General features: G+C 56.0%; 28 protein-coding genes. 21 read left to right on the forward strand and 7 right to left on the reverse strand.

What is annotated here, in order from left to right; translation table 11 throughout:
- Nucleotide 1 precedes the first annotated feature (1 nt).
- The gene (locus AB6731_RS12665) at nucleotides 2–346 is read left to right on the forward strand and encodes a gamma-glutamylcyclotransferase (protein WP_063925726.1); all 345 of its coding nucleotides are present in this window, start codon (nucleotides 2–4) and stop codon (nucleotides 344–346) included.
- A gap of 42 nt (nucleotides 347–388) precedes the next feature.
- Here AB6731_RS12665 and AB6731_RS12670 read toward each other — a convergent pair whose 3' ends face one another.
- Nucleotides 389–682, reverse strand: coding sequence for a hypothetical protein (locus tag AB6731_RS12670; protein ID WP_014168361.1), 294 nt, complete (start codon nucleotides 680–682; stop codon nucleotides 389–391).
- Between the two features lie 511 nt (nucleotides 683–1,193).
- Entirely contained in the window at nucleotides 1,194–1,724 is a 531-nt protein-coding gene (ppa, locus tag AB6731_RS12675) for an inorganic diphosphatase (RefSeq protein ID WP_020882913.1), read from the reverse strand.
- 309 nt (nucleotides 1,725–2,033) lie between these two features.
- Here ppa and ytfQ point away from each other — a divergent pair, with 309 nt between their 5' ends.
- The 5 genes from ytfQ (at nucleotide 2,034) to AB6731_RS12700 (ending at nucleotide 8,306) form a co-directional block, all read left to right on the forward strand.
- Nucleotides 2,034–2,990 (forward strand): galactofuranose ABC transporter substrate-binding protein YtfQ, encoded by a 957-nt coding sequence (ytfQ, locus tag AB6731_RS12680; RefSeq protein ID WP_020882912.1) that lies wholly within the window; start codon nucleotides 2,034–2,036, stop codon nucleotides 2,988–2,990.
- Between the two features lie 124 nt (nucleotides 2,991–3,114).
- Nucleotides 3,115–4,617 carry a galactofuranose ABC transporter, ATP-binding protein YtfR gene (ytfR, locus tag AB6731_RS12685; RefSeq protein ID WP_032681853.1) on the forward strand — a complete coding sequence of 501 codons (1,503 nt, stop codon included), beginning with the start codon at nucleotides 3,115–3,117 and terminating at the stop codon, nucleotides 4,615–4,617.
- A 10-nt stretch (nucleotides 4,618–4,627) separates the two neighbouring features.
- Nucleotides 4,628–5,653: a galactofuranose ABC transporter, ATP-binding protein YtfT gene (gene ytfT / locus AB6731_RS12690; protein ID WP_025205793.1), complete on the forward strand. Its 1,026-nt coding sequence runs from the start codon at nucleotides 4,628–4,630 to the stop codon at nucleotides 5,651–5,653.
- Nucleotides 5,640–6,641 (forward strand): galactofuranose ABC transporter, permease protein YjfF, encoded by a 1,002-nt coding sequence (gene yjfF / locus AB6731_RS12695; protein WP_020882909.1) that lies wholly within the window; start codon nucleotides 5,640–5,642, stop codon nucleotides 6,639–6,641. Before ytfT ends, yjfF begins: the two co-directional genes overlap by 14 nt.
- 93 nt (nucleotides 6,642–6,734) lie before the next feature.
- On the forward strand, nucleotides 6,735–8,306 hold the full coding sequence (locus AB6731_RS12700; protein ID WP_371006428.1) for a methyl-accepting chemotaxis protein: 1,572 nt from the start codon (nucleotides 6,735–6,737) through the stop codon (nucleotides 8,304–8,306).
- On the opposite strand, the gene AB6731_RS12705 is transcribed toward AB6731_RS12700, so the two are convergent.
- Together AB6731_RS12705 and fbp are read right to left on the reverse strand one after the other, a co-directional pair.
- Nucleotides 8,278–8,634 (reverse strand): LysR family transcriptional regulator, encoded by a 357-nt coding sequence (locus AB6731_RS12705; protein ID WP_025205788.1) that lies wholly within the window; start codon nucleotides 8,632–8,634, stop codon nucleotides 8,278–8,280. The two genes, AB6731_RS12700 and AB6731_RS12705, sit on opposite strands and share 29 nt — an antisense overlap.
- A 148-nt stretch (nucleotides 8,635–8,782) precedes the next feature.
- A complete protein-coding gene (gene fbp / locus AB6731_RS12710) occupies nucleotides 8,783–9,781 on the reverse strand; it encodes a class 1 fructose-bisphosphatase (protein ID WP_020882906.1) in 999 nt (332 codons plus the stop codon).
- 197 nt (nucleotides 9,782–9,978) lie between these two features.
- Here fbp and mpl point away from each other — a divergent pair, with 197 nt between their 5' ends.
- A complete protein-coding gene (mpl, locus tag AB6731_RS12715) occupies nucleotides 9,979–11,355 on the forward strand; it encodes a UDP-N-acetylmuramate:L-alanyl-gamma-D-glutamyl-meso-diaminopimelate ligase (protein WP_014168372.1) in 1,377 nt (458 codons plus the stop codon).
- 92 nt (nucleotides 11,356–11,447) lie between these two features.
- Here mpl and yjgA read toward each other — a convergent pair whose 3' ends face one another.
- A complete protein-coding gene (yjgA, locus tag AB6731_RS12720) occupies nucleotides 11,448–11,999 on the reverse strand; it encodes a ribosome biogenesis factor YjgA (RefSeq protein ID WP_014168373.1) in 552 nt (183 codons plus the stop codon).
- A 95-nt stretch (nucleotides 12,000–12,094) separates the two neighbouring features.
- On the opposite strand from yjgA, the gene pmbA reads away from it, so the two are divergent.
- From pmbA to AB6731_RS12790, 14 genes are all read left to right on the forward strand, one after another.
- A complete protein-coding gene (gene pmbA / locus AB6731_RS12725; protein WP_032679509.1) occupies nucleotides 12,095–13,447 on the forward strand; it encodes a metalloprotease PmbA in 1,353 nt (450 codons plus the stop codon).
- A 41-nt stretch (nucleotides 13,448–13,488) separates the two neighbouring features.
- A complete protein-coding gene (gene cybC, locus AB6731_RS12730) occupies nucleotides 13,489–13,875 on the forward strand; it encodes a cytochrome b562 (protein ID WP_014168375.1) in 387 nt (128 codons plus the stop codon).
- A 318-nt stretch (nucleotides 13,876–14,193) separates the two neighbouring features.
- On the forward strand, nucleotides 14,194–14,532 hold the full coding sequence (locus AB6731_RS12735) for a glycine dehydrogenase (protein WP_014168376.1): 339 nt from the start codon (nucleotides 14,194–14,196) through the stop codon (nucleotides 14,530–14,532).
- A 10-nt stretch (nucleotides 14,533–14,542) separates the two neighbouring features.
- Nucleotides 14,543–14,905, forward strand: coding sequence for an SFCGS family glycine-rich protein (locus tag AB6731_RS12740; RefSeq protein WP_003830384.1), 363 nt, complete (start codon nucleotides 14,543–14,545; stop codon nucleotides 14,903–14,905).
- Nucleotides 14,906–14,907: 2 nt separating this feature from the next.
- On the forward strand, nucleotides 14,908–15,207 hold the full coding sequence (locus tag AB6731_RS12745) for a DUF4312 family protein (protein WP_006810338.1): 300 nt from the start codon (nucleotides 14,908–14,910) through the stop codon (nucleotides 15,205–15,207).
- 22 nt (nucleotides 15,208–15,229) lie between these two features.
- Entirely contained in the window at nucleotides 15,230–16,006 is a 777-nt protein-coding gene (locus tag AB6731_RS12750; RefSeq protein WP_014168378.1) for a DUF4311 domain-containing protein, read from the forward strand.
- Nucleotides 16,007–16,019: 13 nt separating this feature from the next.
- Nucleotides 16,020–16,661 carry a DUF4310 family protein gene (locus tag AB6731_RS12755; RefSeq protein WP_014882285.1) on the forward strand — a complete coding sequence of 214 codons (642 nt, stop codon included), beginning with the start codon at nucleotides 16,020–16,022 and terminating at the stop codon, nucleotides 16,659–16,661.
- Between the two features lie 42 nt (nucleotides 16,662–16,703).
- A complete protein-coding gene (locus AB6731_RS12760) occupies nucleotides 16,704–17,837 on the forward strand; it encodes an amidohydrolase/deacetylase family metallohydrolase (protein WP_371006429.1) in 1,134 nt (377 codons plus the stop codon).
- Entirely contained in the window at nucleotides 17,821–18,939 is a 1,119-nt protein-coding gene (locus tag AB6731_RS12765; RefSeq protein WP_014168381.1) for a DgaE family pyridoxal phosphate-dependent ammonia lyase, read from the forward strand. The genes AB6731_RS12760 and AB6731_RS12765 overlap by 17 nt, the downstream gene beginning before the upstream one ends.
- Entirely contained in the window at nucleotides 18,936–19,676 is a 741-nt protein-coding gene (locus AB6731_RS12770) for a KDGP aldolase family protein (protein WP_371006430.1), read from the forward strand. Before AB6731_RS12765 ends, AB6731_RS12770 begins: the two co-directional genes overlap by 4 nt.
- An 85-nt stretch (nucleotides 19,677–19,761) precedes the next feature.
- The gene (locus AB6731_RS12775) at nucleotides 19,762–20,898 is read left to right on the forward strand and encodes a lactonase family protein (RefSeq protein WP_371006431.1); all 1,137 of its coding nucleotides are present in this window, start codon (nucleotides 19,762–19,764) and stop codon (nucleotides 20,896–20,898) included.
- Between the two features lie 19 nt (nucleotides 20,899–20,917).
- Entirely contained in the window at nucleotides 20,918–22,828 is a 1,911-nt protein-coding gene (locus AB6731_RS12780) for a transcription antiterminator (RefSeq protein ID WP_014168384.1), read from the forward strand.
- Between the two features lie 77 nt (nucleotides 22,829–22,905).
- Nucleotides 22,906–23,148, forward strand: coding sequence for a type II toxin-antitoxin system RelB/DinJ family antitoxin (locus tag AB6731_RS12785; RefSeq protein ID WP_371006432.1), 243 nt, complete (start codon nucleotides 22,906–22,908; stop codon nucleotides 23,146–23,148).
- Complete coding sequence (locus tag AB6731_RS12790) at nucleotides 23,138–23,422, forward strand: type II toxin-antitoxin system RelE/ParE family toxin (RefSeq protein WP_328704567.1); 285 nt, start codon at nucleotides 23,138–23,140, stop codon at nucleotides 23,420–23,422. The genes AB6731_RS12785 and AB6731_RS12790 overlap by 11 nt, the downstream gene beginning before the upstream one ends.
- A gap of 3 nt (nucleotides 23,423–23,425) precedes the next feature.
- Here AB6731_RS12790 and nrdG read toward each other — a convergent pair whose 3' ends face one another.
- Together nrdG and nrdD are read right to left on the reverse strand one after the other, a co-directional pair.
- Nucleotides 23,426–23,890: an anaerobic ribonucleoside-triphosphate reductase-activating protein gene (gene nrdG / locus AB6731_RS12795; RefSeq protein WP_059306428.1), complete on the reverse strand. Its 465-nt coding sequence runs from the start codon at nucleotides 23,888–23,890 to the stop codon at nucleotides 23,426–23,428.
- 138 nt (nucleotides 23,891–24,028) lie between these two features.
- Nucleotides 24,029–26,167: an anaerobic ribonucleoside-triphosphate reductase gene (gene nrdD / locus AB6731_RS12800; RefSeq protein WP_032679516.1), complete on the reverse strand. Its 2,139-nt coding sequence runs from the start codon at nucleotides 26,165–26,167 to the stop codon at nucleotides 24,029–24,031.
- Nucleotides 26,168–26,228: the final 61 nt, after the last annotated feature.

Genomic DNA, 26,228 nt, shown 5'->3' on the forward strand with positions numbered 1-26,228 from the left:
AATGCGAATATTTGTCTACGGCAGTTTACGAACCAAGCAAGGCAACAGTCACTGGATGACCAATGCCCTGCTGCTGGGGAATTACAATATCGACAACTACCAGTTGTATAGCCTGGGCCACTATCCAGGCGCGGTTCCTGGGGAAGGAACAGTACAGGGTGAAGTTTATCGTATTGATAATGCTACACTTGCCGAACTTGATGCCTTGCGCACCAGGGGCGGTGAATACGCTCGCCAGTTGATCCAGACGCCGTATGGAAGTGCGTGGATGTACGTCTACCAGCGTCCGGTCGAGGGGTTAAAGCGGATTGTAAGCGGTAACTGGTTAGACAGAGACCAGTACTGAAAAAAACAACGCCACCGTCAGGTGGCGTTGTTTTTTATGGGCTTAGCTCTCTTCTGTGCTTCGGCGTCGGGTCAAAAACAGCGGAACAAAAAGCATGATGTACGGAGCAACCAGCCATATCAGACACAGGGTGCGTGAAAAGCCGTAGTAGTTGATGCACCGCGTATTGCTTGAAATGACGGGAATAAAAAACAGTAAAAACAGCAAAATGGCATAATCGCTACGGTAGGGGATCCATAAATAAAACAAAAACCAGGCGAGCTGGAATGTCATGATGCAGAGATACTGCCATTTGCTGTCTTTACCGTAACAGTCAAACGCCTTTATGTAGCCCATCTTTATGCTTTGAAGAAAGAAACTTAGCATGTAAAACGCCCACAATCGCGACGGTCAGGAGTATGCTGGCCAGCAACTCAATTAAAAAATAGCTATGGGTGATATTAGTAGCACCTGAGCTCAGGGTATGCCATTTACTCTACCCGCTCTGCATTGCAACAAAAAGGGTAGACACACCTGTCTTCATAAAGCCCTGAAGCAGACACGAAACGGGCATATTCGTCGGTAATTGTTTTAACGCAGCGAGTAGGGCAAAAGCAGGCTATTAATAGCGTTAGATAATATCAAAGACCTCTATCAGTAAATATCAGGCCATCACTCTCATAATACCCTGCAAGCTCTTCAAACAGGTCGGCTCTGCCTGGGACAAAACCTGGGGTCACTAGCTCATATATTCTGCTGGTTCCTTGAGATGTTACCCGCTATACCGTATTTAGCGTGCCAGTGTCGCGTCAGACGCAAGGCACAAAAAAGCCCCGACTCGCGGGGCCTTATTATTCAGCGGTAAGAATTACTTCTTCGCAGCGCGTTCGAAAGAGGAGATGATTTCCGCTTTCGCTGCTTCTGCGTTTTCCCAGCCGTCAACTTTAACCCACTTGCCTTTTTCAAGGTCTTTGTAGTGCTCGAAGAAGTGAGTGATCTGTGCTTTCAGCAGTTCTGGCAGGTCGTTCACATCTTTGATGTGATCGTACTCTTTGCTCAGTTTGGTGTGCGGAACAGCAACCAGTTTCGCATCTTCACCAGATTCGTCGGTCATTTTCAGCACGCCAACAGGACGGCAGCGAATGACTGCGCCTGGCTGCAGTGGGTATGGCGTTGGAACCAGTACGTCAACCGGGTCACCGTCCAGAGACAGGGTGTGGTTGATGTAACCGTAGTTGCATGGGTAGAACATGGCGGTAGACATGAAACGGTCTACAAACAGCGCACCGCTCTCTTTGTCCACTTCGTATTTGATAGGATCTGCGTTAGCCGGGATTTCGATAACTACGTAGATGTCTTCTGGCAGTTCTTTACCCGCAGGGACGTTGAGTAAGCTCATGTCTGTGTCCTTTAAAATGGATGGTAAACAAGTGGCAGGTATTATAGCCAACTGGCGCTGAATGTCTCCGCCTGTTTTCGTCTTCTCTCCACGTTCTCCCCACTTTTCAGACCGATTCCATGACAGGAAAATCCATAAACTCAGCCGCTTTTTTAATGGTGAAATGAAAGCGATTACAAACTTGTGATTAACGTTTTATTCACTTTTCTGAAGTGTGATGTAACGCAATTCGTTACATATTTCATTGGCTATAGTCATTTCGCAGAACATCTTTTAACCAACAATAAACACCCCTACGAGGACGTTCATATGTGGAAGCGCTTACTTCTTGTCACAGCAGTTTCGGCAGCCATGTCGTCTATGGCGATGGCCGCCCCTTTAACCGTAGGTTTTTCCCAGGTCGGCTCTGAATCCGGCTGGCGAGCGGCAGAAACCAACGTTGCGAAAAGCGAGGCCCAGAAACGCGGTATCACCCTGAAAATCGCCGATGCGCAGCAAAAACAGGAAAACCAGATCAAAGCCGTGCGGTCATTTATCGCCCAGGGCGTTGATGCCATCTTTATTGCGCCGGTCGTGGCCACAGGCTGGGAGCCGGTCCTGAAGGAAGCGAAAGACGCTGAGATCCCGGTTGTTTTGCTCGATCGTTCCATTGATGTAAAAGACAAATCTCTCTATATGACCACCGTCACCGCCAACAACGTTCTCGAGGGTCAATTAATTGGTGACTGGCTGGTGAAACAGGTGGATGGCAAGCCGTGTAACGTCGTTGAGTTGCAGGGGACCGTCGGGGCGAGCGTGGCCATCGATCGTAAGAAAGGCTTCGCGGAAGCCATCGCCAAAGCGCCAAACATTAAGATTATCCGCTCTCAGTCCGGCGACTTTACCCGCAGTAAAGGTAAAGAGGTCATGGAGAGCTTTATCAAGGCTGAAAACAACGGCAAGAACATCTGCATGGTTTACGCCCACAACGATGACATGGTGATCGGGGCTATCCAGGCCATCAAAGAAGCGGGGCTGAAGCCGGGCAAAGATATCCTCACCGGCTCTATCGATGGCGTGCCGGATATCTATAAAGCGATGATGGACGGCGAAGCGAACGCCAGCGTGGAGCTGACGCCAAACATGGCTGGCCCGGCATTCGATGCGCTGGAGAAATTCAAGAAAGACGGCACCCTGCCTGAAAAAGTGACGATCACCAAATCGACGCTCTACCTGCCTGACACCGCGAAAGAAGAGTTAGAGAAGAAGAAAAATATGGGCTACTAAGGCCTTTTCCCTCGCCCCTTACCCCACTCCTCTCCCCTGAGGGGAGAGGGTATACAAGGGCGGGTAGACTTGCATGAACATTTCCCTCTCCCCAACCGGGAGAGGGCGAGGGTGAGGGGGAAACATGACCGACACACAACACCAGGAAATCCTCCGCACAGAGGGCTTAAGCAAGTTTTTCCCCGGTGTAAAAGCGCTGGATAACGTTGATTTTAGCCTGCGACGCGGTGAGATTATGGCGCTGCTGGGAGAGAACGGTGCGGGAAAATCGACGCTGATTAAGGCACTTACCGGCGTTTACCATGCCGATCGCGGCACAATCTGGCTAGAAGGCAACGCCATTTCGCCAAAAAACACCGCCCATGCACAACAGCTGGGGATTGGGACGGTTTACCAGGAAGTGAACCTGCTGCCGAATATGTCGGTGGCGGATAACCTGTTTATCGGCCGTGAGCCAAGACGCTTCGGCCTGCTGCGACGCAAAGAGATGGAAGCGCGGGCCACCAGGCTGATGGAATCCTATGGCTTCTCCCTGGACGTTCGCGAACCGCTGAACCGTTTTTCCGTCGCGATGCAGCAAATTGTCGCGATTTGCCGGGCGATCGATCTCTCCGCGAAAGTGCTGATCCTTGATGAGCCTACCGCGAGCCTTGATACCCAGGAAGTTGAAATGCTCTTTACCCTGATGCGCCAGCTGCGCGATCAGGGGGTAAGCCTGATCTTCGTCACCCACTTCCTCGATCAGGTGTATGAGGTCAGCGATCGCATCACGGTGCTGCGCAACGGCAGCTTTGTCGGCTGCCGCGAAACCCGCGAGCTGCCGCAGATAGAACTGGTCAAAATGATGCTGGGCCGCGAGCTGGAAACCAACGCGCTTCAGCGTGCAGGCCGCACGCTGCTCAGCGAGAAACCGGTCGCGGCCTTCAGCGATTTTGGCAAAAAAGGGGTGATCTCGCCCTTTAATCTGGACGTGCGGCCCGGTGAAATTGTTGGGCTGGCGGGCCTGCTGGGTTCCGGGCGCACCGAAACCGCCGAGGTGATCTTCGGGATCAAACCTGCGGACAGCGGCAGCGCGCTGATCAAAGGTAAACCGCAGACCCTGCGATCGCCGCATCAGGCCTCCTGCCTGGGCGTGGGCTTCTGCCCGGAAGACAGGAAAACCGATGGCATAATTGCCGCCGCCTCGGTGCGGGAAAATATCATTCTGGCTCTGCAGGCGCAGCGCGGATGGCTACGCCCCATCCCGCGGAAAGAACAAAACGCCATTGCCGAGCGATTTATCCGTCAGCTCGGTATTCGTACGCCGAGCGCTGAACAGCCCATTGAATTTCTCTCCGGTGGCAACCAGCAGAAGGTATTGCTGTCACGCTGGCTGCTGACTAAACCCCAGTTCCTGATCCTCGATGAACCGACGCGCGGTATCGACGTCGGGGCGCATGCCGAAATTATCCGGCTTATCGAAACGCTGTGTGCAGACGGTCTGGCGCTGCTGGTTATCTCATCCGAGCTGGAAGAGCTGGTGGGGTATGCCGATCGCGTCATCATCATGCGCGATCGTAAGCAGGTGGCAGAGATCCCGCTGGATAAACTGTCCGTTCCGGCAATCATGAATGCCATCGCGGCGTAAGGAGTTAATCGTGATGCCCCGTTCGCTTCCGCAAACCGGTGCAACCAGGCGCCGCTTCACCTGGCCTACCGGCACGCCGCAAATTATCGCGTTGCTGCTTGTGCTGCTGATCGATAGCCTGGTCGCCCCGCATTTCTTTCAGATTATCGTGCAGGATGGCCGGCTGTTTGGCAGTCCGATAGACATTTTAAACCGCGCCGCCCCGGTGGCGCTTCTGGCCATTGGTATGACGCTGGTGATCGCCACCGGCGGGATTGACCTCTCCGTCGGTGCGGTGATGGCCATCGCCGGCGCCACGGCAGCGTCCATGACCGTTGCCGGGCACAGCCTGCCGGTGGTGCTGCTGGCTGCATTAGGTACCGGGGTGCTGGCCGGACTGTGGAACGGCATTCTGGTGGCGGTCCTGAAAATTCAGCCGTTTGTCGCCACTCTCATCCTGATGGTGGCCGGACGCGGTGTGGCACAGCTTATCACCTCGGGTCAGATTGTGACCTTCAACTCCCCCGGCCTGGCATGGCTTGGCAGCGGTAAGCTGTTCTTCTTCCCGACGCCGATCGTTATTGCGCTGGTCACATTAGTCGTGTTCTGGCTCTTTACCCGTAAAACGGCGCTGGGCATGTTCATTGAAGCGGTCGGGATTAACATCCGTGCGGCGCGAAACGCCGGAGTTAATACACGGCTGATGGTTATGCTGACCTACGTGCTGAGCGGCATTTGCGCCGCCATTGCCGGGGTGATCGTCGCGGCGGACATCCGTGGTGCGGATGCCAACAACGCCGGGTTATGGCTGGAGCTGGATGCGATCCTGGCGGTGGTTATCGGTGGCGGATCGCTGATGGGCGGGCGGTTTAATCTGCTGCTCTCGGTGATCGGCGCGCTGATTATTCAGGGTATGAATACCGGGATCCTGCTCTCCGGTTTTCAGCCGGAACTCAACCAGGTGGTGAAAGCGGTGGTCGTGCTCTGCGTGCTGATCGTCCAGTCGCCGCGCTTTGTCAGCATCATTAAAGGGATCCGTGGCCATGATAAAACGTAATTTACCGTTAATGATCACCCTGGGCGTGTTTGTGCTGGGTTATCTCTACTGCCTGACGCAATTCCCGGGCTTTGCCTCTACCCGGGTGATTTGCAACATTCTGACAGATAACGCCTTTTTAGGCATTATCGCCGTTGGAATGACCTTTGTGATCCTCTCCGGTGGGATCGATCTCTCGGTTGGGTCGGTGATCGCTTTCACGGGCGTATTCCTCGCAAAAGCGATCGGTTTCTGGGGGATCTCACCGCTGCTGGCCTTCCCGCTGGTGCTGGTGATGGGCTGCGCGTTTGGCGCCTTTATGGGGCTTTTGATCGACGCGCTGAAAATCCCGGCCTTTATTATCACCCTCGCCGGCATGTTCTTCCTGCGCGGCGTGAGCTACCTGGTCTCGGAAGAATCGATTCCGATTAACCATCCTGTCTACGACACGCTCTCCAGCCTGGCGTGGAAAATCCCCGGCGGCGGTCGTCTGAGCGCGATGGGGTTGCTGATGCTGGGCGTGGTGGTGGTGGGGATCTTCCTTGCCCACCGTACCCGGTTTGGTAATCAGGTCTATGCCATTGGCGGCAGTGCCACCTCGGCAAACCTGATGGGGATCTCCACCCGCAGCACCACCATCCGCATCTATATGCTCTCGACCGGACTGGCGACGCTGGCGGGTATCGTCTTCTCGATTTATACCCAGGCGGGTTATGCCCTGGCAGGCGTCGGAGTGGAGCTTGATGCCATCGCCTCGGTGGTGATTGGCGGCACGTTGCTCAGCGGCGGCGTTGGCACGGTGCTGGGGACGCTGTTCGGCGTGGCGATCCAGGGGCTGATCCAGACCTATATCAACTTTGACGGCACGCTCAGTTCATGGTGGACCAAGATCGCCATTGGCATTCTGTTGTTTATTTTTATCGCCCTGCAGCGCGGCCTGACGGTGCTCTGGGAGAACCGACAAAGCTCGCCTGTTACCCGTGTAAACACTTCAGTAACAGAGCCATAACACGCTGAATTTGCTTAAAGTCTAAACATTTTCCGGTAGCGGCCGATACTCTTTTTTTATGCCCAGAAATATCTCGCTACCGGAAATAATATCATGCTTAAAACGCTATCGATTCGTACCGGCTTGCTCTCTTTACTGGCCGTTATGACCCTTCTGCTGCTGATTGTCAGCGGCATTGGCATTTATGCCCTCACACAGAGTTCTTCTTCACTCCAGCGCATCAACCACCTTCAGGGTGAGCAGATGGTGCAGCTTAATTCTGGCTATACCCTGATCCTGCGCGCGCGTAATGAAGCGGGTCAGGCGGTCCGGATGATGGAAATCGGCATGCTGGATGATGCGGCCAAATCGGTGAAAAACATCAATCAGGAGATTGCCCAGGCCCGTAAAACGCTGAAAGGCGTGATCGACGGCGGGGTGGCGGATGAGCAGGGACAAAAACTGCTGGATAAGGTGGCCGCGAGCCTGGCGACCTATAACCAGCAGGGGATCGACCCGATGCTGAAAGCCCTGAACGATCAGAGCGCAGACAGCTATTACGATCTGCTGGAGAACACGCTGATCCCGGTGGCGGCGCAGTTTGATAATGATATGCAGGTCTTTCAGAAATGGAGCGAAGCGCGCGGGAAAGCGGAAGTGAAGGCCGTGCAGTCGAGTAAAAGCCGGGTACTGATCCTGATCGTGGTGGCCGCGCTGCTGACGGCTGGCATTATTGTGCTGGCGTGGCTGATACTGCGTCACATGCTGCTCAAACCGCTTTCGGCCTCCATTGCTCAGCTGGAGAACGTGGCGGCGGGCGATTTAACCCACTCGCTGAATGACCCGGCAAGCCAGGAGTTTAACCGCCTGAACGCGGCCATTGAGGGGATGCGGCAGTCTCTGATGAACTCGGTTTTACGGGTACGTGATGCCAGCTCGCAAATTGATACCGGTAGCCGCGAGCTGACGGTGGGGAACATGGATCTTGCCCAGCGCACGGAATCCACCGCGACATCGCTTGAGCAGACGGCCGCCAGCATGGAAGAGATCACCGCCACGGTGAAACTCAATGCAGACAACGCCGAGCAGGCGCACCAGCTGGCGAAATCCGTGTCTGACACCGCCGATCACGGCAGCGAAATGGTCTGCTACGTCATTGAAAAAATGCGTGATATCGCCGGCAGTTCGGCACGCATCGCCGATATTCTGAGCGTCATTGACGGCATTGCCTTCCAGACCAATATTCTGGCGCTGAACGCCTCGGTGGAAGCGGCGCGCGCGGGTGAGCAGGGGCGCGGGTTTGCCGTTGTCGCCGGTGAAGTGCGAAATCTCGCCAGCCGCAGCGCAGACGCAGCAAAAGAGATCCGTTCGCTTATCAGTGATTCTCAGACCCATGTAAACGAAGGCAGCGAGCTGGCGCAGCAGGCTGGCGAAACGATGGATGAGATCGCAACAGAAGTACTGCGCATGACCAAACTGATGCGCGAGATTGCGACCGCGTCCCAGGAGCAGAGTCGCGGCATTGAGCAGGTGAATATTGCCGTGAATCAGATGGACGAAACCGCGCAGCAGAATGCGGCGCTGGTCCAGCAATCTTCTGCCGCGACGCGCTCGCTGGAAGAGCAATCGCGTCAGCTGATGGACGCCATGGCATCATTTAAACTGACGGCTCAGACAGCGGCATAATATTTTCCCGCCCCGGCGCATTCTGTGTCGGGGTTTTATGTGTCGCTGAATTTAATGCGCCAATATTATCGTGAATATCGCCCATTAATATTTCCAGAGACTGGGTTAATGCTAATGCATTTTCAGTCGGCTCAAGATATAACCCTTTGCGGAAAAATAGCGGCTCGTCAAACAGCTGATTAAAGCGTTTTAATGCCAGACTCACCGCGGGGCGCGACATCTCCAGACGTACAGAGGCTTTTGCCATACTGCCGCAGCGGACCACTTCAATAAAAACAGGGATAAGATTTAAATCAATGCCGGTATTAGCACGGGAATAATTTTTCATGACGATTAGGCTCCAGGAAATATTTGTCAAACTGTTATGGAAATAATGCAGGAGCAAAACCGAATATTAAAGCGTGTTTTTTATAAACACTTATACGGTAAAATATATAAATGAAGCGGGGAGCCTGAAGGGCTCCCCGTGTTATGGGTTATGCGTCCGGATACTCACGGATAAAACGTTCAACGTCATCAACCATATGGGTGTTGCCGACAAAGAACGAACGACGCTGGTGCAGGCTTTCCGGCACGATGTCCAGAATACGCTCTTTACCGTCGCTCGCCTTGCCGCCAGCCTGTTCGGCCAGGAACGCCATTGGGTTGCATTCATACAGCAGACGCAGCTTGCCGTCAGGGTGGCTTGCCGTGCTTGGGTAGAGGTAGATACCGCCTTTCAGCAGGTTGCGGTGGAAGTCAGCAACCAGCGAGCCGATATAGCGGGACGTGTACGGGCGCTGAGTGGCTTTATCTTCTTCCTGGCAGAACTTGATGTATTTCTTCACGCCGTTCGGGAATCGGATGTAGTTGCCTTCGTTGATGGAGTAGGTATTGCCCTTCTCCGGGAAGCGCATACGTTCCTGGCTCAGGCAGAAAACGCCCAGCGAGGGATCGTAAGTAAAGGCGTGAACGCCGCAGCCCGTGGTGTACACCAGCATGGTGGAGGAGCCATAAACGACGTAACCGGCCGCCACCTGGTTACTGCCCGGCTGCAGGAAATCTTCCTCTGTCACCGGCGTGCCAACAGGCGTGACGCGGCGGTAGATGGAGAAAATGGTACCGACAGAAACGTTAACGTCGATGTTAGAGGAACCGTCCAGCGGATCCATCAGCACAACGTATTTAGCGTGTTCACACCCTTCGAAAACGACAATTTCATCTTCTTCTTCGGAGGCGATACCCGCCACGATGTCGCGCGCGCGCAGTGCAGCTTTCAGTTTTTCATTTGCGAACAGATCGAGTTTCTGTTGAACCTCGCCCTGAACGTTCTCGGCACCGCTGGCACCCAGGATATCGACCAGACCGGCCTTGTTGATATCACGGTGGATGATCTTAGCGCCCAGCTTTATTGCCGACAGCAAAGCAGTGAGTTCACCCGTAGCATGAGAAAACTCGTGCTGCTTTTCGACAATAAATTCACCTAACGTTTTCATAACACTTTCCCTGCATCTTTGTGAGTAGAGCGATTGTATGTTCACTAAAACGACTAAAGCCCAACAATCTTAACAAACATTCAAATATTAGCGCAGAGGTGAATCGCGCCAGCAATATACGGATTTACCTGAAATGCGTTTCGCTGTCGCTGACATGTGAGTAAAATGTGCGCCACATTGAAGAAGGATAGTGACGTATGCGCATTCATATATTGGGGATTTGTGGCACTTTCATGGGCGGACTGGCAATGCTGGCGCGCTCTCTGGGCCATGAAGTGACAGGTTCGGACGCCAATGTGTATCCGCCGATGAGCACGCTTCTGGAGAAACAGGGCATCTCTCTGATTCAGGGATACGATGCCAGCCAGCTGGATCCTGAGCCGGATCTGGTGATCATTGGCAACGCCATGACCCGCGGTAATCCGTGCGTTGAGGCGGTTCTGGAACGCAACATTCCGTTCATGTCTGGCCCGCAGTGGCTGCATGATTTCGTGCTGCGCGACCGTTGGGTCGTTGCCGTAGCCGGAACGCATGGCAAAACCACGACCGCCGGAATGGCGACCTGGATCCTCGAAGCCTGTGGTTATAAGCCAGGTTTTGTTATCGGGGGTGTGCCGGGTAATTTCGATGTTTCTGCGCGTCTGGGTGACAGCCCGTTCTTCGTGATCGAAGCCGACGAGTATGACTGCGCGTTCTTCGACAAGCGCTCCAAGTTCGTGCACTACTGCCCGCGGACGCTGATCCTCAACAACCTTGAGTTCGATCACGCGGATATTTTTGACGACCTGAAAGCGATTCAGAAACAGTTCCACCATCTGGTGCGCATCGTTCCGGGTCAGGGCCGCATCATCCTGCCGGAAAACGACATCAACCTGAAGCAAACCCTGGCGATGGGATGCTGGAGCGAGCAGGAGCTGGTGGGCGAGCAGGGACACTGGCAGGCGAAAAAACTCAACGCGGATGCCTCCGAGTGGGAAGTGCTGCTCGACGGTGAGAAAGTGGGTGAGGTGAAGTGGGGCCTGGTGGGCGAGCACAACATGCACAACGGCCTGATGGCGATTGCCGCGGCACGTCATGTGGGCGTTCAGCCTGCGGATGCGGCGGATGCGTTAGGCTCGTTCATTAACGCCCGCCGTCGTCTGGAGCTGCGCGGTGAAGCCCACGGCGTCACGGTGTATGACGATTTTGCGCATCACCCGACCGCCATTCTGGCGACGCTTGCGGCCTTACGCGGCAAAGTCGGCGGGACCGCCCGCATTCTGGCCGTGCTGGAACCGCGTTCGAACACCATGAAAATGGGCATCTGCAAAGACGATCTTGCGCCATCCTTAGGGCGTGCCGATGAAGTCTTCCTGCTGCAGCCGCAGCATATTCCGTGGCAGGTGGCCGAAGTGGCCGATGCCTGCATTCAGCCTGCGCACTGGAGTGCGGATGTGGATGCGCTGGCGGATATGGTGGTGAAAGCCGCACAGCCTGGCGATCACATTCTGGTGATGAGCAACGGCGGTTTTGGTGGGATCCATCAGAAGCTGCTGGACGGTCTGGCGAAGAAAGCGCAGGCGGTCGTAGAGTAAAAAAAAGCCCGGGAGCGCTCACGCTTACCGGGCTTTTTCGCCCTCGCCCACAGGGAGAGGGGCGGGGTTAAGGGCACTCAACGATGCTGTGCTTACTCTTCGTTTTCAGACAGCTCACGAAGATACTGGAAAATCAGGCGTGCAGACTTCGGCGGCTTGTTCGCTTCTTTCTCTTTCTGGGCATTGCGGATCAACGAACGCAGCTGCTGGCGATCGGCATCCGGCCACAGGTTCAGTACTTCCGGTACCGCATCATCACCTTGTTCAATCAGACGATCGCGGATCTGCTCAAGCTTATGGAACAGCGCAACCTGCTGGTTGTGGCGGTTTTTCAGTTTGTCCAGCGCCTGGCGGATCGGTTCAACGTCACGCTGACGCAGCATTTTACCGATAAGCTGAAGCTGACGGCGACGGCCTTCTTTCTTGATTTTCTGTGCCAGTTCAATGGCATCGCGCAGATCCTGGTCGAGCGGGAGTTTATCCAGCGCGTTTTTACCCAGTTCTACCATTTCCGCGCCAAGCTGTTTTAACTCTTCGGCGTCACGTTTAATTTCACTTTTACTGACCCAGATGATCTCATCATCTTCGTCTTCGATGTCATCACCGGGAACGTCGTCGAGCCAGTCTTCGGGCTGCTTAGTCATGTCAGGCTCCTTAAAAAAAGAGGCTAATGTTACCAGTTAAGACGCGCACTGAAAAACGGTTCTCTGTTAGACTTCAATTAACTCTCTCTTACAGTATGGCATTTGCGATGAAAGTAACCTCACAAGTTGAAGCGCAGCGTAAGATTCTGGAAGAAGCCGTCTCCACCGCGCTGACGCTCGCTTCAGGTAAATCAGATGGCGCCGAAGTGGCGGTAAGCAAAACCACCGGCATCAGCGTCAGCACCCGCTACGGCGAAGTGGAAAATGTAGAATTCAACAGCGATGGCGCCCTGGGGATCACGGTTTATCACCAGAATCGCAAAGGCAGCGCGTCATCGACCGATCTCAGCCCGGATGCCATTGCCCGTACGGTGCAGGCTGCGCTGGATATTGCGCGTTACACCTCGCCCGATCCTTACGCCGGCGTTGCCGACAAAGAGCTGCTGGCATTCGATGCCCCGGATCTCGATCTTTTCCACCCGGCGGAAGTGACGCCGGACGAAGCGATCGAACTGGCTGCCCGTGCCGAGCAGGCGTCCCTGCAGGCCGATAAACGCATCACCAATACCGAAGGCGGAAGTTTTAACAGCCACTACGGTATCAAAGTGTTTGGTAACAGCCACGGGATGCTGCAGGGCTACTGCTCAACGCGCCATTCGCTCTCCAGCTGCGTTATCGCTGAAGAGAATGGGGATATGGAGCGTGATTACGCCTACACCATCGGTCGCGCGCTGGGCGATTTGCAGTCTCCTGAGTGGGTTGGCGCAGAATGCGCGCAGCGCACGCTGTCCCGTCTGTCGCCACGTAAACTCTCCACCATGAAAGCCCCGGTCATTTTTGCCAATGAAGTGGCGACCGGCCTGTTTGGCCACCTGGTGGGGGCGATTGCCGGGGGCTCCGTTTACCGTAAATCGACGTTCCTGCTCGACTCGCTGGGCAAGCAGATCCTGCCGGAATGGCTGACCATTGAAGAGCATCCGCACCTGCTGAAAGGGCTGGCCTCGACGCCGTTCGACAGCGAAGGTGTGCGCACCGAGCGCCGCGATATCATCAAAGACGGCATTCTGACGCAGTGGCTGCTGACCAACTACTCTGCGCGCAAGCTGGGTCTGAAAAGCACCGGTCACGCGGGCGGCATTCACAACTGGCGAATCGCGGGTCAGGGCCTGAGCTTTGAGCAGATGCTTAAAGAGATGGGCACCGGTCTGGTCGTCACTGAGTTAATGGGCCAGGGCGTAAGCGGCATTACCGGCGATTATTCGCGCGGCGCAGCGGGCTTCTGGGTTGAGAACGGTGAAATTCAGTATCCGGTTAGCGAAATTACCATCGCCGGCAACCTGAAAGACATGTGGCGCAATATTGTTACTGTCGGTAACGATATTGAAACACGTAGCAATATACAGTGTGGTTCAGTCCTCTTACCGGAGATGAAAATCGCCGGGCAGTAATACCCGTAAAGGCGTTTTAATAATAAAAAAGGAAGTGAGCAATGCGTAAACACCTGTTAGCGATCGTCGCAGCGTCAACGCTGGTTCTTGGTTCTTCTGCGTTTGCTGCCGATCTTGAAGACGACATGGGCATCCTCAGTGAAAACCTGAAGGTGGTGCAGAAAACGGACAATGCGGCGGAAATGAAAGGCGCATTGACCAAAATGCGTGAAGCGGCACTGGACGCGCAGAAATCCACGCCGCCAAAGCTGGAAAACAAAGCGGCAGACAGCGCTGAGATGAAAGACTACCGCCACGGCTTTGACGTGCTGGTCGGTCAGATTGACGGTGCACTGAAGCTTGCCAACGAAGGCAAAGTGAAGGAAGCCCAGGCGGCAGCCGACCAGTTTGTGACCACGCGTAATACCTATCACAAAAAGTATCGTTAATTCTCGGTACGCGCTTTCCCCGTGCGGGGGCGGTTAATCGCCCCCGCATGTTTGCTTTCCGGGCATAAGAAAACCTTATCCACCTCACATATTTGCACGCCTGCCCATAATCTTTTTCGCTCCCACGCCCCCTTAATTGCCGTCAGATAGCGTGATATTCATCACGTAAATACAGTGATTTATCTATATTCAGCATATTTATGTGGCACAGATCACTGCCGGTGCTCGCCTTTCCACTTCGAAGTGGAAAACAACTCGCTACAAACAATTCCCCCCCAACGTTAGTTTTATTCCAGAGCCATTAACGGGGTAAGACGAGTGATTAACGGAGCGGTAATGAACGACGTTGGAGATCAGGCGGTGCAAACAGAGCAGCTCGCTAACACCATGCTGGCGCAGGTGTATGCCCTGCTGGCCCGGCACAACATCATCCCCAACGCAGTACAGGAACAGATGCTCACCTCCCACGTTCGCGCGATGGCGCACCGGTCCGTGACCGGCGAGCCGCTGCCGGAGGTTGAAGCCGAGCTGTTCGACGAAATTTCTCCCGATTCAATGCGGCTTGCCCGTGAAGTGGTCGCGCAGTTTGGCAACCTTCCTGATGAAGAGGCCTGGCTGCTTTCCGTTCACTTCGAAGTCGCGAAAGACAACCTTTAAGGAGCAACACATGGAACAGATTACAGTCGTGATTGGCGATCGCCTGGGTAAAGGTCAGAAAGTGGCGGCAGGCGTTGAAAAAGCCGGTGGACGCGCGGTTGTCGTGCCGGGTGTGGCGGCAGACATGAAGCTCGGTGACGTGATGAAAGCGGAAAATGCCACCTTCGGCATCTCCTTCTGCGGCAGCGGCGGCGCGGGTGCCATCACCGCACAAACCAAATATGGCTACAAAGCCAAATACGGCATGCGTTCAGTGGATGAAGGCGTCACCGCCATCAATGAAGGCTGCAATGTGCTGGGCTTTGGCTTTATGGATAAAGAAGAGCTGGGCGAGCGTCTGGTTCAGGCGTGGCAGAAGAAACACGGCGCATAAGCATGAAAGAACAGTTCACAACCACGGTGAGGGTGAAGGGCAAAGGCGACGCTAAAGCGCGCGCCTTCGCTGATGCGCTCAACCACGTTCAGGCCGCGGTGATGAAAGCCTCACCGCATATCTTACTGCGTATTGAGCCACAGGATGTGCAGGTCGTTCAGGCGCAAGAAGCGGTGCGTAAAGAAGCTTTTCTGTTCTTCTTTTTGCGCCGGGAAAGACGCACCTACAGCGTGGAGCTGGATGTGACCGTCAACGTGACTGCCATCAATCTCGACCAGGTGGATTTCGTCACGCAACGCTGATTATTCATAAAAGGGCAGACTGATGTTCTTAATTATATTAATAAAATCGCTCATCATTGGCGGCCTGGTTGGCGTCGGTGTGGGGGCCGGGGCTGCACGCATGTTTCATGCGCCTACCACTCAGGGTATGGGCGCGTTTCGTACGTTGGGGGAACTGAACTCCTGTGAAGGGGATCCGGCTTCTCACTTCTCCTTTGGGTTAGGCTTCTTCTTTAACGCCTGGGCCTCTTCCGTGGCTGCAGGTGCATTCACACAGGACGTTGACCACCGCATCATCCCGAACTGGGGTGCTGCAGCACTGATGATTAAAAACCGTAACGTCGGCGAAACGCTGCACGATCCGCGCAAAATGGCGATTGCCTGCGGCGTGATCGGCATGATTGTCGTCACCTTCCTTAACCTCACCGCCTCTTCTGTTCCGGCTGCGCTTCAGGTAACCGCCGTGAAGGTGCTGGTGCCTGCAGCAAACCTGCTGGTCAACACCGTGATGCCGGTGATCTTCTGGCTGGCCGCCATCGATGCGGGTAAAAAATCGGGCTTCTGGGCCACCATTTTTGGCGGCGCGGCGCAGCTGATCATGGGTAACGCCGTACCGGGTCTGGTGCTGGGTATCCTGATCGGTAAGGGCGTTGAAGAGAGCGGATGGAACCACGTCACCAAAGTGATGATGGCGGCCATCGTGGCGCTGTTCGTGCTGAGCGGTTTCTTCCGCGGCTTCGACATGAAGATGATCGAATCCTTCCATCTGACCGTGCCGAACTGGCTCGACATGATCCACAACGCACTCAGCGGTAAATAACAGGAGCCTCGACATGGAACAGAATAAAGGTTTTTGGTATGCCGACTGGTCGTTCCCGATCTTCGTTGGCCTGCTCTCTTCCGGTGTTTTCGCCGGGACGCATATGTACTACCTCTACGGCATCGGCGCGTTCAACGAAGTGGCCTTCGTGGCGATGCTGAAAGCGGGGATGGATACCGGCGTTTACGGCGCGGTGGCGGCGTTCGGTGCGAGCTTCCTGTTCGCCCGTATTATCGAAGGGTCGCTGGTCGGTATCCTTGATATCGGCGGGGCGATCCAGACCGGGGTGGGCCTCGGGGTTCCGGCGCTGCTGCTGGGTGCGGGCATCATGTTCCCGGTGACCAACTTTATCGCCGCGCTGATCACCGGCCTGGTGATTGGCCTGGCGATTGGCTACGTCATCATCCTGGCGCGTAAGTTCACCATCAATCAGAGCAACTCCACCTACGGGGCGGACGTGATGATGGGGGCCGGTAACGCCTCCGGTCGTTTCCTCGGGCCGTTGATTATCCTCAGCGCCATGACCGCCTCCATTCCTATTGGTGTCGGCTCTCTGGTGGGTGCGCTGCTGTTCTATATCTGGCAGAAGCCGATTACCGGTGGCGCCATTCTCGGTGCAATGATTCTGGGCTGGCTGTTCCCGGTCGCCCTTTAATGCCCGCGGGCGCCCTGGCGCCCGCCTTATCAGGAGATCCTCATGTTTGATTTACTCCTGCGCCGTGCGCGCCTCACCGACGATACCCTGACCGATATCGCCATTCAGGACGGAAAAATCGCGGCGGTGGGCGACATTACCGCGGCCGCCCGCAAAACGGTTGAGTTGAACGGTAAAGTGTTCGTCAGCGCAGGCTGGATTGACTCGCACGTTCACTGCTACCCGAACTCCCCTATTTATCACGACGAACCGGACAGCGTGGGCATCGCCACCGGCGTGACCTCGGTGGTGGATGCCGGCAGTACCGGCGCGGATGACGTGGACGATTTTTATGAAATCACCCGTAAAGCCTCAACCGACGTTTATGCCTTACTGAACATCTCCCGCGTGGGGCTGATTGCCCAGAACGAACTGGCCAATATGGCCAATATTGATGCGAAGGCCGTGAAGCAGGCCGTTACGCGCTACCCGGATTTTATCGTTGGCCTGAAAGCGCGCATGAGCAGCAGCGTGGTCGGCGAAAACGGCATAACGCCGCTTGAGCGCGCGAAAGCCATCCAGGCAGAGAACGGCGACCTGCCGCTGATGGTGCACATCGGCAACAACCCGCCCAACCTCGATGAAATTGCCGACCTGCTCAGCTCAGGCGACATCATCACCCACTGCTACAACGGCAAGCCGAACCGCATTCTGACGCCATCCGGTGAACTGCGTGCGTCCATCACCTCCGCCCTGAAACGCGGTGTGAGCCTGGACGTCGGGCACGGTACCGCGAGCTTTAGCTTTGAGGTGGCGAGACGCGCCATTGCGATGGGCATTTTGCCACACACCATCAGCTCGGATATTTACTGCCGTAACCGCATTAACGGCCCGGTAGGGTCGCTGGCAAGCGTGATGTCGAAGTTTCTCGCCATCGGCATGTCGCTGCCGCAGGTGATTGAGTGCGTCACCGCGAACGCCGCCGACGGGCTGCGTCTGACGCACAAAGGCCGTATTCAGCCAGGTCTTGATGCTGACCTGACGCTGTTCACGATAAAACGCCAGCCAACGCTGCTGGTGGATGCTGAAAATGACAGCCTGCAGGCTGAACACATTCTGGTGCCGCTTGCCGCCATCCGCGCAGGCAAGGGCTACATGACCGAACAAGGGAGCACGGAACATGCCTTCGATTTATGAGAAGTATCACTTAAAGCAAGTCATCAACACCTCAGGCCGTATGACGGCGCTGGGGGTTTCCACGCCGCGCCCGGACGTGGTGCAGGCGGCGATGGATGGCATGAATCACTATTTCGAGATGAAGGATCTGGTCAACAAAACCGGCGAATACATCGCGAAGCTGCTGGATGTGGAAGGGGCGACGGTGGTCTCCTGCGCGTCAGCGGGCATCGCCCAGTCCGTGGCGGCGGTGCTGGTCAAAGACAGCGACTGGCTGCTGGAGAACCTGCACGTCACTCCGATTGAGAACAACGAAATCGTGCTGCCGAAAGGCCATAACGTTAACTTTGGCGCACCGGTAGGCACCATGGTGGCGCTGGGCGGCGGCAAGCTGGTGGAAGCGGGCTACGCGAACGAATGCTCCGCCGATCAACTGGCGGCGGCCATCACGCCGCGTACCGCGGCCATTCTTTACATCAAGTCTCACCACTGCGTGCAGAAAAGCATGCTCAGCGTAGAGCAGGCGGCGGTGGTGGCGCGTAAGCACGATCTGCCGCTGATCGTGGATGCGGCCGCGGAAGAAGATCTTCACGTTTACTACCGCTCCGGTGCCGATCTGGTTATCTACAGCGGTGCGAAAGCGATTGAAGGGCCAACCAGCGGGCTGGTGATCGGCAAAACGCAGTATGTTGAGTGGGTGAAACGCCAGACGGCGGGGATTGGCCGCGCAATGAAAGTGGGTAAAGAGGGGATCCTCGGCCTCACCTGTGCCATCGAACACTACCTGACGGCGACCAAAGAGAGCGGCGAAGAGATGGTGGCGAAGATGACGCCATTTATTGACGCGCTTAATACCCTTAACGGCGTGACGGCACGCGTGGTCTGGGACAGTGCCGGTCGCGATATCGCCCGTACCGAGATTAAGTTTGATGAAGCTACCACCGGTGTTGGCACCGGCGACCTGGTGACCGCGCTGAAGCAGGGCGAGTACGCCATTTACTTCCGTGGCTACAAGGCCAACGAAGGGATTATCGAAGCGGACGTGCGCAGCGTGAATGCCGATCAGCTGAACATTGTTTATCGCCGCATGAGTGAAGTGTTAGGACAGGAGAAAAAGGCATGAAACTGACCCCCAACTTTTACCGTGACCGCGTCTGCCTGAACGTGCTGGCAGGATCGAAAGCCAACGCCAGCGCCATTTACGAGGCGGCGGAAGGCCACGTGCTGGTAGGCTTGCTCTCCAAAAATTACCCGGATGTCGCCAGTGCGGTTGCCGATATGCGCGACTACGCTCAGCTTATCGATAATGCGCTCTCTGTGGGCCTCGGCGCGGGCGATCCGAACCAGTCCGGGATGGTCAGTGAGATCGCCCGTCAGGTGCAGCCGCAGCACGTTAACCAGGTGTTCACCGGCGTGGCAACCAGCCGTGCGCTGCTGGGGCAGAGTGAATCCGTGGTCAACGGCCTGGTCTCTCCGACCGGCACCGTTGGCAAGGTGAAAATCTCCACCGGTCCGCTGAGCAGCACGGCGCCGGACGGCATTGTGCCGGTTGAAACCGCGATTGCCCTGCTGAAAGATTTTGGCGGCAGCTCCATCAAATACTTCCCGATGGGCGGTCTGAAGTGCCGCGATGAGTACACCGCGGTGGCGGAAGCCTGCGCCCGTCACGACTTCTGGCTCGAGCCGACCGGTGGGATCGATCTGGATAACTATGAAGCGATCCTGCAGATCGCCCTTGATGCGGGCGTGAGTAAAATCATTCCGCATATCTACAGCTCGATTATCGACAAAGCCAGCGGCGACACGCGTCCGGAAGATGTGCGTACGCTGCTGGAGATGACGAAGAAGCTGGCTAAGTAGTCTTTACCCCTCACCCCGGCCCTCTCCCCAAAGGGGAGAGGGTTAGGGTGAGGGGCACAAACCGCACAAAACCAAAGGAGCCACCATGCACACCCGCAATCTGCTCGTCGCTTCACTCTCGTTACTCGCTACCACCGCCATCGCCCAGACGCAGTACGCCTGGGTCGGGACGTACAACCCCAACGGCGAGGGGCTGTACCGCTTTACCCTCGACCCGCAAACCGGTGCGCTCGCGAATAAAACGCTGGTCAGCACGTTGCCAAACGCCGCGCAGCTCACCGTCTCGCAGGATGGTAAGACGCTCTATCTGGCGAGCGAAGTGGAGCAGGGCGTGGTGCAGGCGCTGCGCGTGGGCGATAACGGTGAACTGAGCGAGCTTAATCAGGTGGCGTCCGGCGGGGCGGGGCCGGTCTATCTCTCCCTGACGCCAAAGGGTCACCACCTGCTGGTGGCGAACTACGTCAGCGGCTCGATTGCTGTTCTGCCCGTTAATGCAGACGGCAGTCTGGGGGAGGCCACGGACACGCATCAGGATCGGGGAGAGCCGGGCGCGGCGAAACCGGCGGCGGCGGTGGAAGGCAGTTTTGCCATTAGCGATCACAATGGCCCCCATGCGCACATGATCGCCGCCGATCCGCGCGGGAAATACGTTTTTTCTACCGATCAGGGTCTGGATCGTATCTACCAGTACCGTTTTGACGATCGAACAGGCAAGCTGACCCCGAACGATCCGCCGTTTATCAGTGCCTCCTCGAAAGGGGCCGGTCCGCGGCATTTCGTCTTTACGCCGAAAGGCGATGCGTTATGGCTGATTAACGAAGAGGCATCCACGCTCACGCACTATACGCTGGATGCGCGAGGCAGGCTGCAGGAGGGGAAAACCCTCTCCGCCCTGCCACACGGCTATAAAGGCACCAGTTTTGCCGCCGGGCTGGCGCTCAGTGCCGATGGCAAACAGCTGTATGTGGCTAACCGTTTGCATAACAGCATCGGGCACTTTACCGTAACAGCGGATGGCACGCTGACGCATCAGGACGATGTGTGGACGCGTGGTGATTACCCGCGCACCCTGACGCTCGACAAACAGGGGCGCTGGCTGTACGTCATGAATCAGCGCAGCGACAACATTACCCGTTTTCGCGTGGCGCAGGACGGCAAACTCAGCGCCGAGCCGGACTATACCCCGGTCGGCAGCCCATCCCAGATGGTCATTTCACCCTAAGCCGTAAGAGGACAACCCCGTGCGATTTCCGAACCAACGTTTAGCGCAACTTTTCGATCTGTTGCAAAACGAGACGCTGCCGCAGGACGAACTGGCGCAGCGGCTGTCGGTCTCCACGCGAACCGTCCGCGCTGATATCACTGCCCTGAACGCGCTGCTGGCGAGCCACGGCGCGCAGTTTATTCTCAGCCGCGGCAATGGCTATCAGCTCAAAATTGACGATGCAGAACGCTATCAGCAGCTTCAGTCCTCCCACCCGCGCGCGCTGCGCATTCCCCGCACCGGGCCGGAGCGCGTGCACTATCTGGTGGTCCGTTTTCTTACCTCCGCGTTTTCGCTCAAGCTGGAGGATCTGGCGGATGAGTGGTTTGTCAGCCGTGCGACGCTGCAAAGTGACATGGTGGAAGTGCGCGAGTGGTTCCACCGCTACAACCTGACGCTGGAAACCCGACCGCGCCACGGCATGAAGCTGTTTGGCAGCGAGATGGCGACCCGCGCCTGTCTCACCGATCTGCTCTGGGAGCTGGCGCAGCAGGATAGCCTGAACCCGCTGGTGACCGACGTTGCGCTCAATGCGGGGGTGGCGGAGCAGATGGTTCCCGTGCTGCACGATGCGCTGACGCGGCATCACATTCGTCTGACTGACGAGGGCGAGCTGTTCCTGCGCCTGTACTGTGCGGTGTCGGTGCGTCGCATCAGCGAGGGCTATCCGCTGCCGGAATTTCACGCAGAAGATGTGGCCGAGAATGTCCGTGAGGCGGCGAAAGACATCGCTGTGACCATTCAACAGCTGGCGGATAAAGCGCTTTCGCCTTCAGAAGAGAGCTGGCTCTGCGTTCACATCGCGGCACGCCAGATCCAGGAGATTGCCCCCAGTGCCATCAATGCCGATGACGACGAAGCGCTGGTCAATTACATCCTGCGCTACATCAATACCCACTATAACTACAACCTGCTCAGCGACGAGCAACTGCATGCGGATCTGCTCACCCACATCAAAACCATGATCACCCGCGTGCGCTATCAAATCATGATCCCGAATCCGCTTCTGGATAACATCAAGCAGCACTACCCGATGGCATGGGATATGACCCTCGCGGCAGTGTCGAGCTGGGGGAAATACACGCCGTATGTGATCAGCGAAAACGAGATCGGTTTCCTGGTACTGCATATCGGTGTCGGGCTGGAGCGCCACTACAACATCGGCTACCAGCGTCAGCCGCGCGTGCTGTTAGTTTGCGATGCCGGGAATGCGATGGTCCGGATGATTGAAGCGGTGTTGCAGCGCAAATATCCGCAGATTGAGGTGACCCGCACGCTCACGCTGCGCGAGTATGAGCTGGCGGAACCGATCGGCGAAGACTTTGTTATCTCGACCGCCCGCGTGAGCGAAAAGTCTAAACCGGTGGTGATGATCGCCCCGTTCCCGACGGACTACCAGCTTGAGCAGATAGGTAAGCTGGTGCTGGTGGACCGAACCCGCCCGTGGATGCTGGATAAATACTTCGATGCCGCCCATTTCCGCATTATCGACAGGCCGATTGACCAGCAAACGCTGTTCCGGGAGCTGTGCGAGCAGCTCGAAGAAGAGGGGTTTGTTGGCGCGGAGTTTCTGGATTCGGTCGTGGAGCGAGAGGCCATCGTCAGCACCATGCTGGGCGACGGCATTGCGCTACCGCACTCCCTCGGGCTACTGGCACAAAAAACGGTGGTTTACACCGTGCTGGCACCGCAGGGTATTGCTTGGGGGGATGAAACTGCCCACGTGATTTTCCTGCTCGCCATTAGCAAGCGCGAGTACGAAGAGGCGATGGCGATTTACGATATTTTCGTGACTTTCCTGCGTGAGCGCGCCATGTCACGGCTGTGCAGTTGCAATGATTTCGCCGGGTTTAAAGCGGTGGCGATGGAGAGTGTGAGCCGGTTTTGAGAGACGTTATCCAGAATTCGATGTAATGCAAATGTAATGCTAAGATGCATTACATATTCGATTTCACTGGAGGCATAATGGCCACGCTGAACGTCCGTCTGGATGACAAACTCAAAAACGAGGCTTATGCCGTGCTTGAAAAACTCAATATCACGCCAACGGAAGCCGTTCGGTTACTGTTTCAGTACGTTGCGGAGACGGGGCGTATGCCGGTGAAAACGGTCACTGTTAGCGACAGTGAAGATGAACTCATACAGACAGTCCGGGAGCGGCTGGCTAATCCGCAAAAAGGAATTAAGGTTAGGCTGGATGTCTTATGAACTCGTATTTGATCCGAGGGCATTCAAGGAGTGGACCAGGCTGGGTGATACCGTAAAAAATCAGTTTAAGAAGAAGCTTGCGAACGTGTTGGTGAACCCCAGGGTTGAATCGGCTCGCCTGCATGGCCTGCCTGATTGCGACAAGATAAAACTCAGATCCCAGGGTTATCGTTTGGTCTATCAGGTTCAGGACAACGTTGTGACGGTATGTGTTATTGCTATCGGTAAGAGAGAGAATTCAGCCGTTTATCATGACGTAAACAAACGGCTTTAGCGATCACCGCAAATGATGCACAACCTGGTTGCTGCTGCCGCGCCAGATCAGCGCAGGGTCTTTTAAATCCTGCACAAACTTGCCGTCAACCAGCACGTTAATCAAATCCACCACTTCCCTCTGTTCAGCATTCAGTTCTTCGAGCTTATAACCCGTCCAGACCCAGATATCCTTGCCTGCACATTCGCGGCGAATGCGTTTTATCAGCTTCAGAATGTCCGGCACGTTTTGCGGGTGAAGCGGGTCGCCACCGGAGAGTGAAATCCCCTGGCGATGAATGCGCGTGTCGTTGAGATCGTGGATGATCCGCTCTTCCATTTCCGCGGTGAACGGTAGGCCTGAATTCAGGCGCCAGGTGCTTTTGTTGTAACAGCCGGGGCATTCATGGACGCAGCCTGAGACAAACAGAGTGCAGCGGGTGCCGGGGCCGTTGACGATGTCGACGGGATAGTATTGATGATATCGCATAAGAAGATGTCCAGAGTGTGTGTGCGCGGGTGCCCTCACCCCATCTCTCTCCCTCAGGGAGAGGGGGAAAACGTAGGTGCGCGTTCGGTTCCCTCTCCCGGAGGGAGAGGGGTAGGGTGAGGGGAAACCCCCGACGCCTTAACCGATCTGCCCATTCCCCAAATGCTTCACGCGTCGCTTAACCTCTTCCTGCTTACCGGCGTTAAACGGACGCGCATCGGGACTCCCGAGATAGCCACACACGCGGCGGGTCACCGAGACGCGAGCCGCATCGTGGTTACCGCATTTCGGGCAGGTGAAGCCTTTGCTGGTGCACTCAAACTCACCGGTAAAGCCACACTCGTAGCACTCGTCAATCGGGGTGTTGGTCCCGTAATACGGCACGTGCTGATAGCTGTAATCCCAGACATCTTCCAGCGCCTTCAGGTTGTGCTGAATGTTCGGATACTCGCCGTAGCAGATGAAGCCACCGTTCGCGACGGGCGGATACGCGGCTTCAAAGTCGATCTTGTCGTAAGGGTTCACCTTCTTCTCCACGTCGAGGTGGAAGCTGTTGGTGTAGTACCCTTTGTCGGTTACCCCTTCGACAATGCCAAATTCAGCGGTATCCAGGCGGCAGAAACGGTCACACAGGTTTTCACTCGGGGTGCTGTACAGGCTGAAGCCGTAGCCGGTTTCGTCTTTCCACTGGTCAACCGCATCGCGCAGGCGCTGAACAATGGCAACACCTTTTTCACGCAGGGCGTCGCTGTCATACATGTGCTGATTGCCGAACAGCGCGTTGATCGTTTCGTGAATACCGATGTAGCCCAGAGAAATCGACGCGCGACCATTTTTGAAGATCTCCGACACGTCATCGTCCGCCTTCAGGCGCACGCCGCAGGCCCCTTCCATATACAGGATGGGCGCAACGCGGGCTTTCACCCCTTCCAGACGCGCGATACGGGTCATGAGGGCCTTTCGTGCGAGCTGCAGACGTTCGTCCAGTAGCGCCCAGAAGGCCGCTTCGTCGCCTTTGGCTTCGAGGGCGATACGCGGCAGGTTGAGGCTGATCACGCCGAGGTTGTTACGGCCGTCGTGAACCTGTTCGCCGTTTTCGTCTTCATACACGCCGAGGAAGCTGCGGCAGCCCATCGGCGTTTTAAACGAGCCGGTCACTTTGACTACCTGGTCGTAGTTCAGGATGTCCGGGTACATGCGCTTGCTCGCACACTCCAGCGCCAGCTGTTTGATGTCGTAGTTAGGATCGCCAAACTTGTGGTTCAGGCCGTCGCGGATAGCAAACACCAGTTTCGGGAACACCGCTGTCTTACGGTTTTTACCAAGCCCGGAGATACGGTTGCGCAGGATAGATTGCTGAATCAGGCGTGATTCCCAGCTGGTACCCAGACCAAAACCGAAGGTCACAAACGGCGTCTGACCGTTGGCGGTATGCAGGGTGTTCACCTCGTATTCCAGCGACTGGAACGCGTCGTAGCACTCTTTTTCGGTACGGGAGTGCGCGTAGCCATCGGCGTCCGGGATTTGCCACTCTTCAGCGGTTTGACGGTGTTTATTGAAGCTTGCCGTGACGAACGGTGCCAGTACTTCATCAATGCGGTTAATGGTGGTGCCGCCGTAAATATGGCTGGCGACCTGAGCGATAATCTGCGCCGTGACCGCAGTGGCCGTGGAGATGGATTTTGGCGGCTCAATCTCGGCATTACCCATTTTAAAACCGTGGGTCAGCATGCCTTTCAGGTCGATGAGCATGCAGTTGAACATCGGGAAGAAGGGCGAGTAATCGAGATCGTGGTAGTGGATCTCACCGCGCTCATGCGCCGAGACCACGTCGCGCGGCAGCAGGTGCTGACGGGCATAGTGTTTGGCAACAATACCGGCCAGCAGGTCGCGCTGGGTGGGGATCACTTTGCTGTCTTTGTTGGCATTTTCATTCAGCAGGGCGGAGTTGGTCTGCTCAACCAGGCCACGAATCTCCTGATTAAGACGACCGCGTTTCTCGCGCTGTACGTCCCGATCGTGGCGGTATTCGATATAGGCGCGGGCTAACTGCTTGTAGGGGCCCGCCATCAGTTGGTTTTCAACCGCGGTCTGGATCTCATTGATATCGACCTGGCTGCGTTCGTTCATCTGGCTGCTAACGACTTCTGCGACGGTGGCGCAGTAATCTGCGTCATCGACACCCGCTGCTTTAGCTGCACGCAGAATGGCTTCCTGGATGCGCTCTGATTTAAACGGCACTTTACAGCCATCACGTTTCATCACATGCGGTGTCATGATCACTCCATTTTTAAAAACAGGTTATCCACAGAGGTGGAGAAGTGTTCACCGGGCGTAT

Source organism: Enterobacter sp. RCC_40 (genome assembly GCF_041360735.1).
Lineage (GTDB): Bacteria > Pseudomonadota > Gammaproteobacteria > Enterobacterales > Enterobacteriaceae > Enterobacter > Enterobacter ludwigii.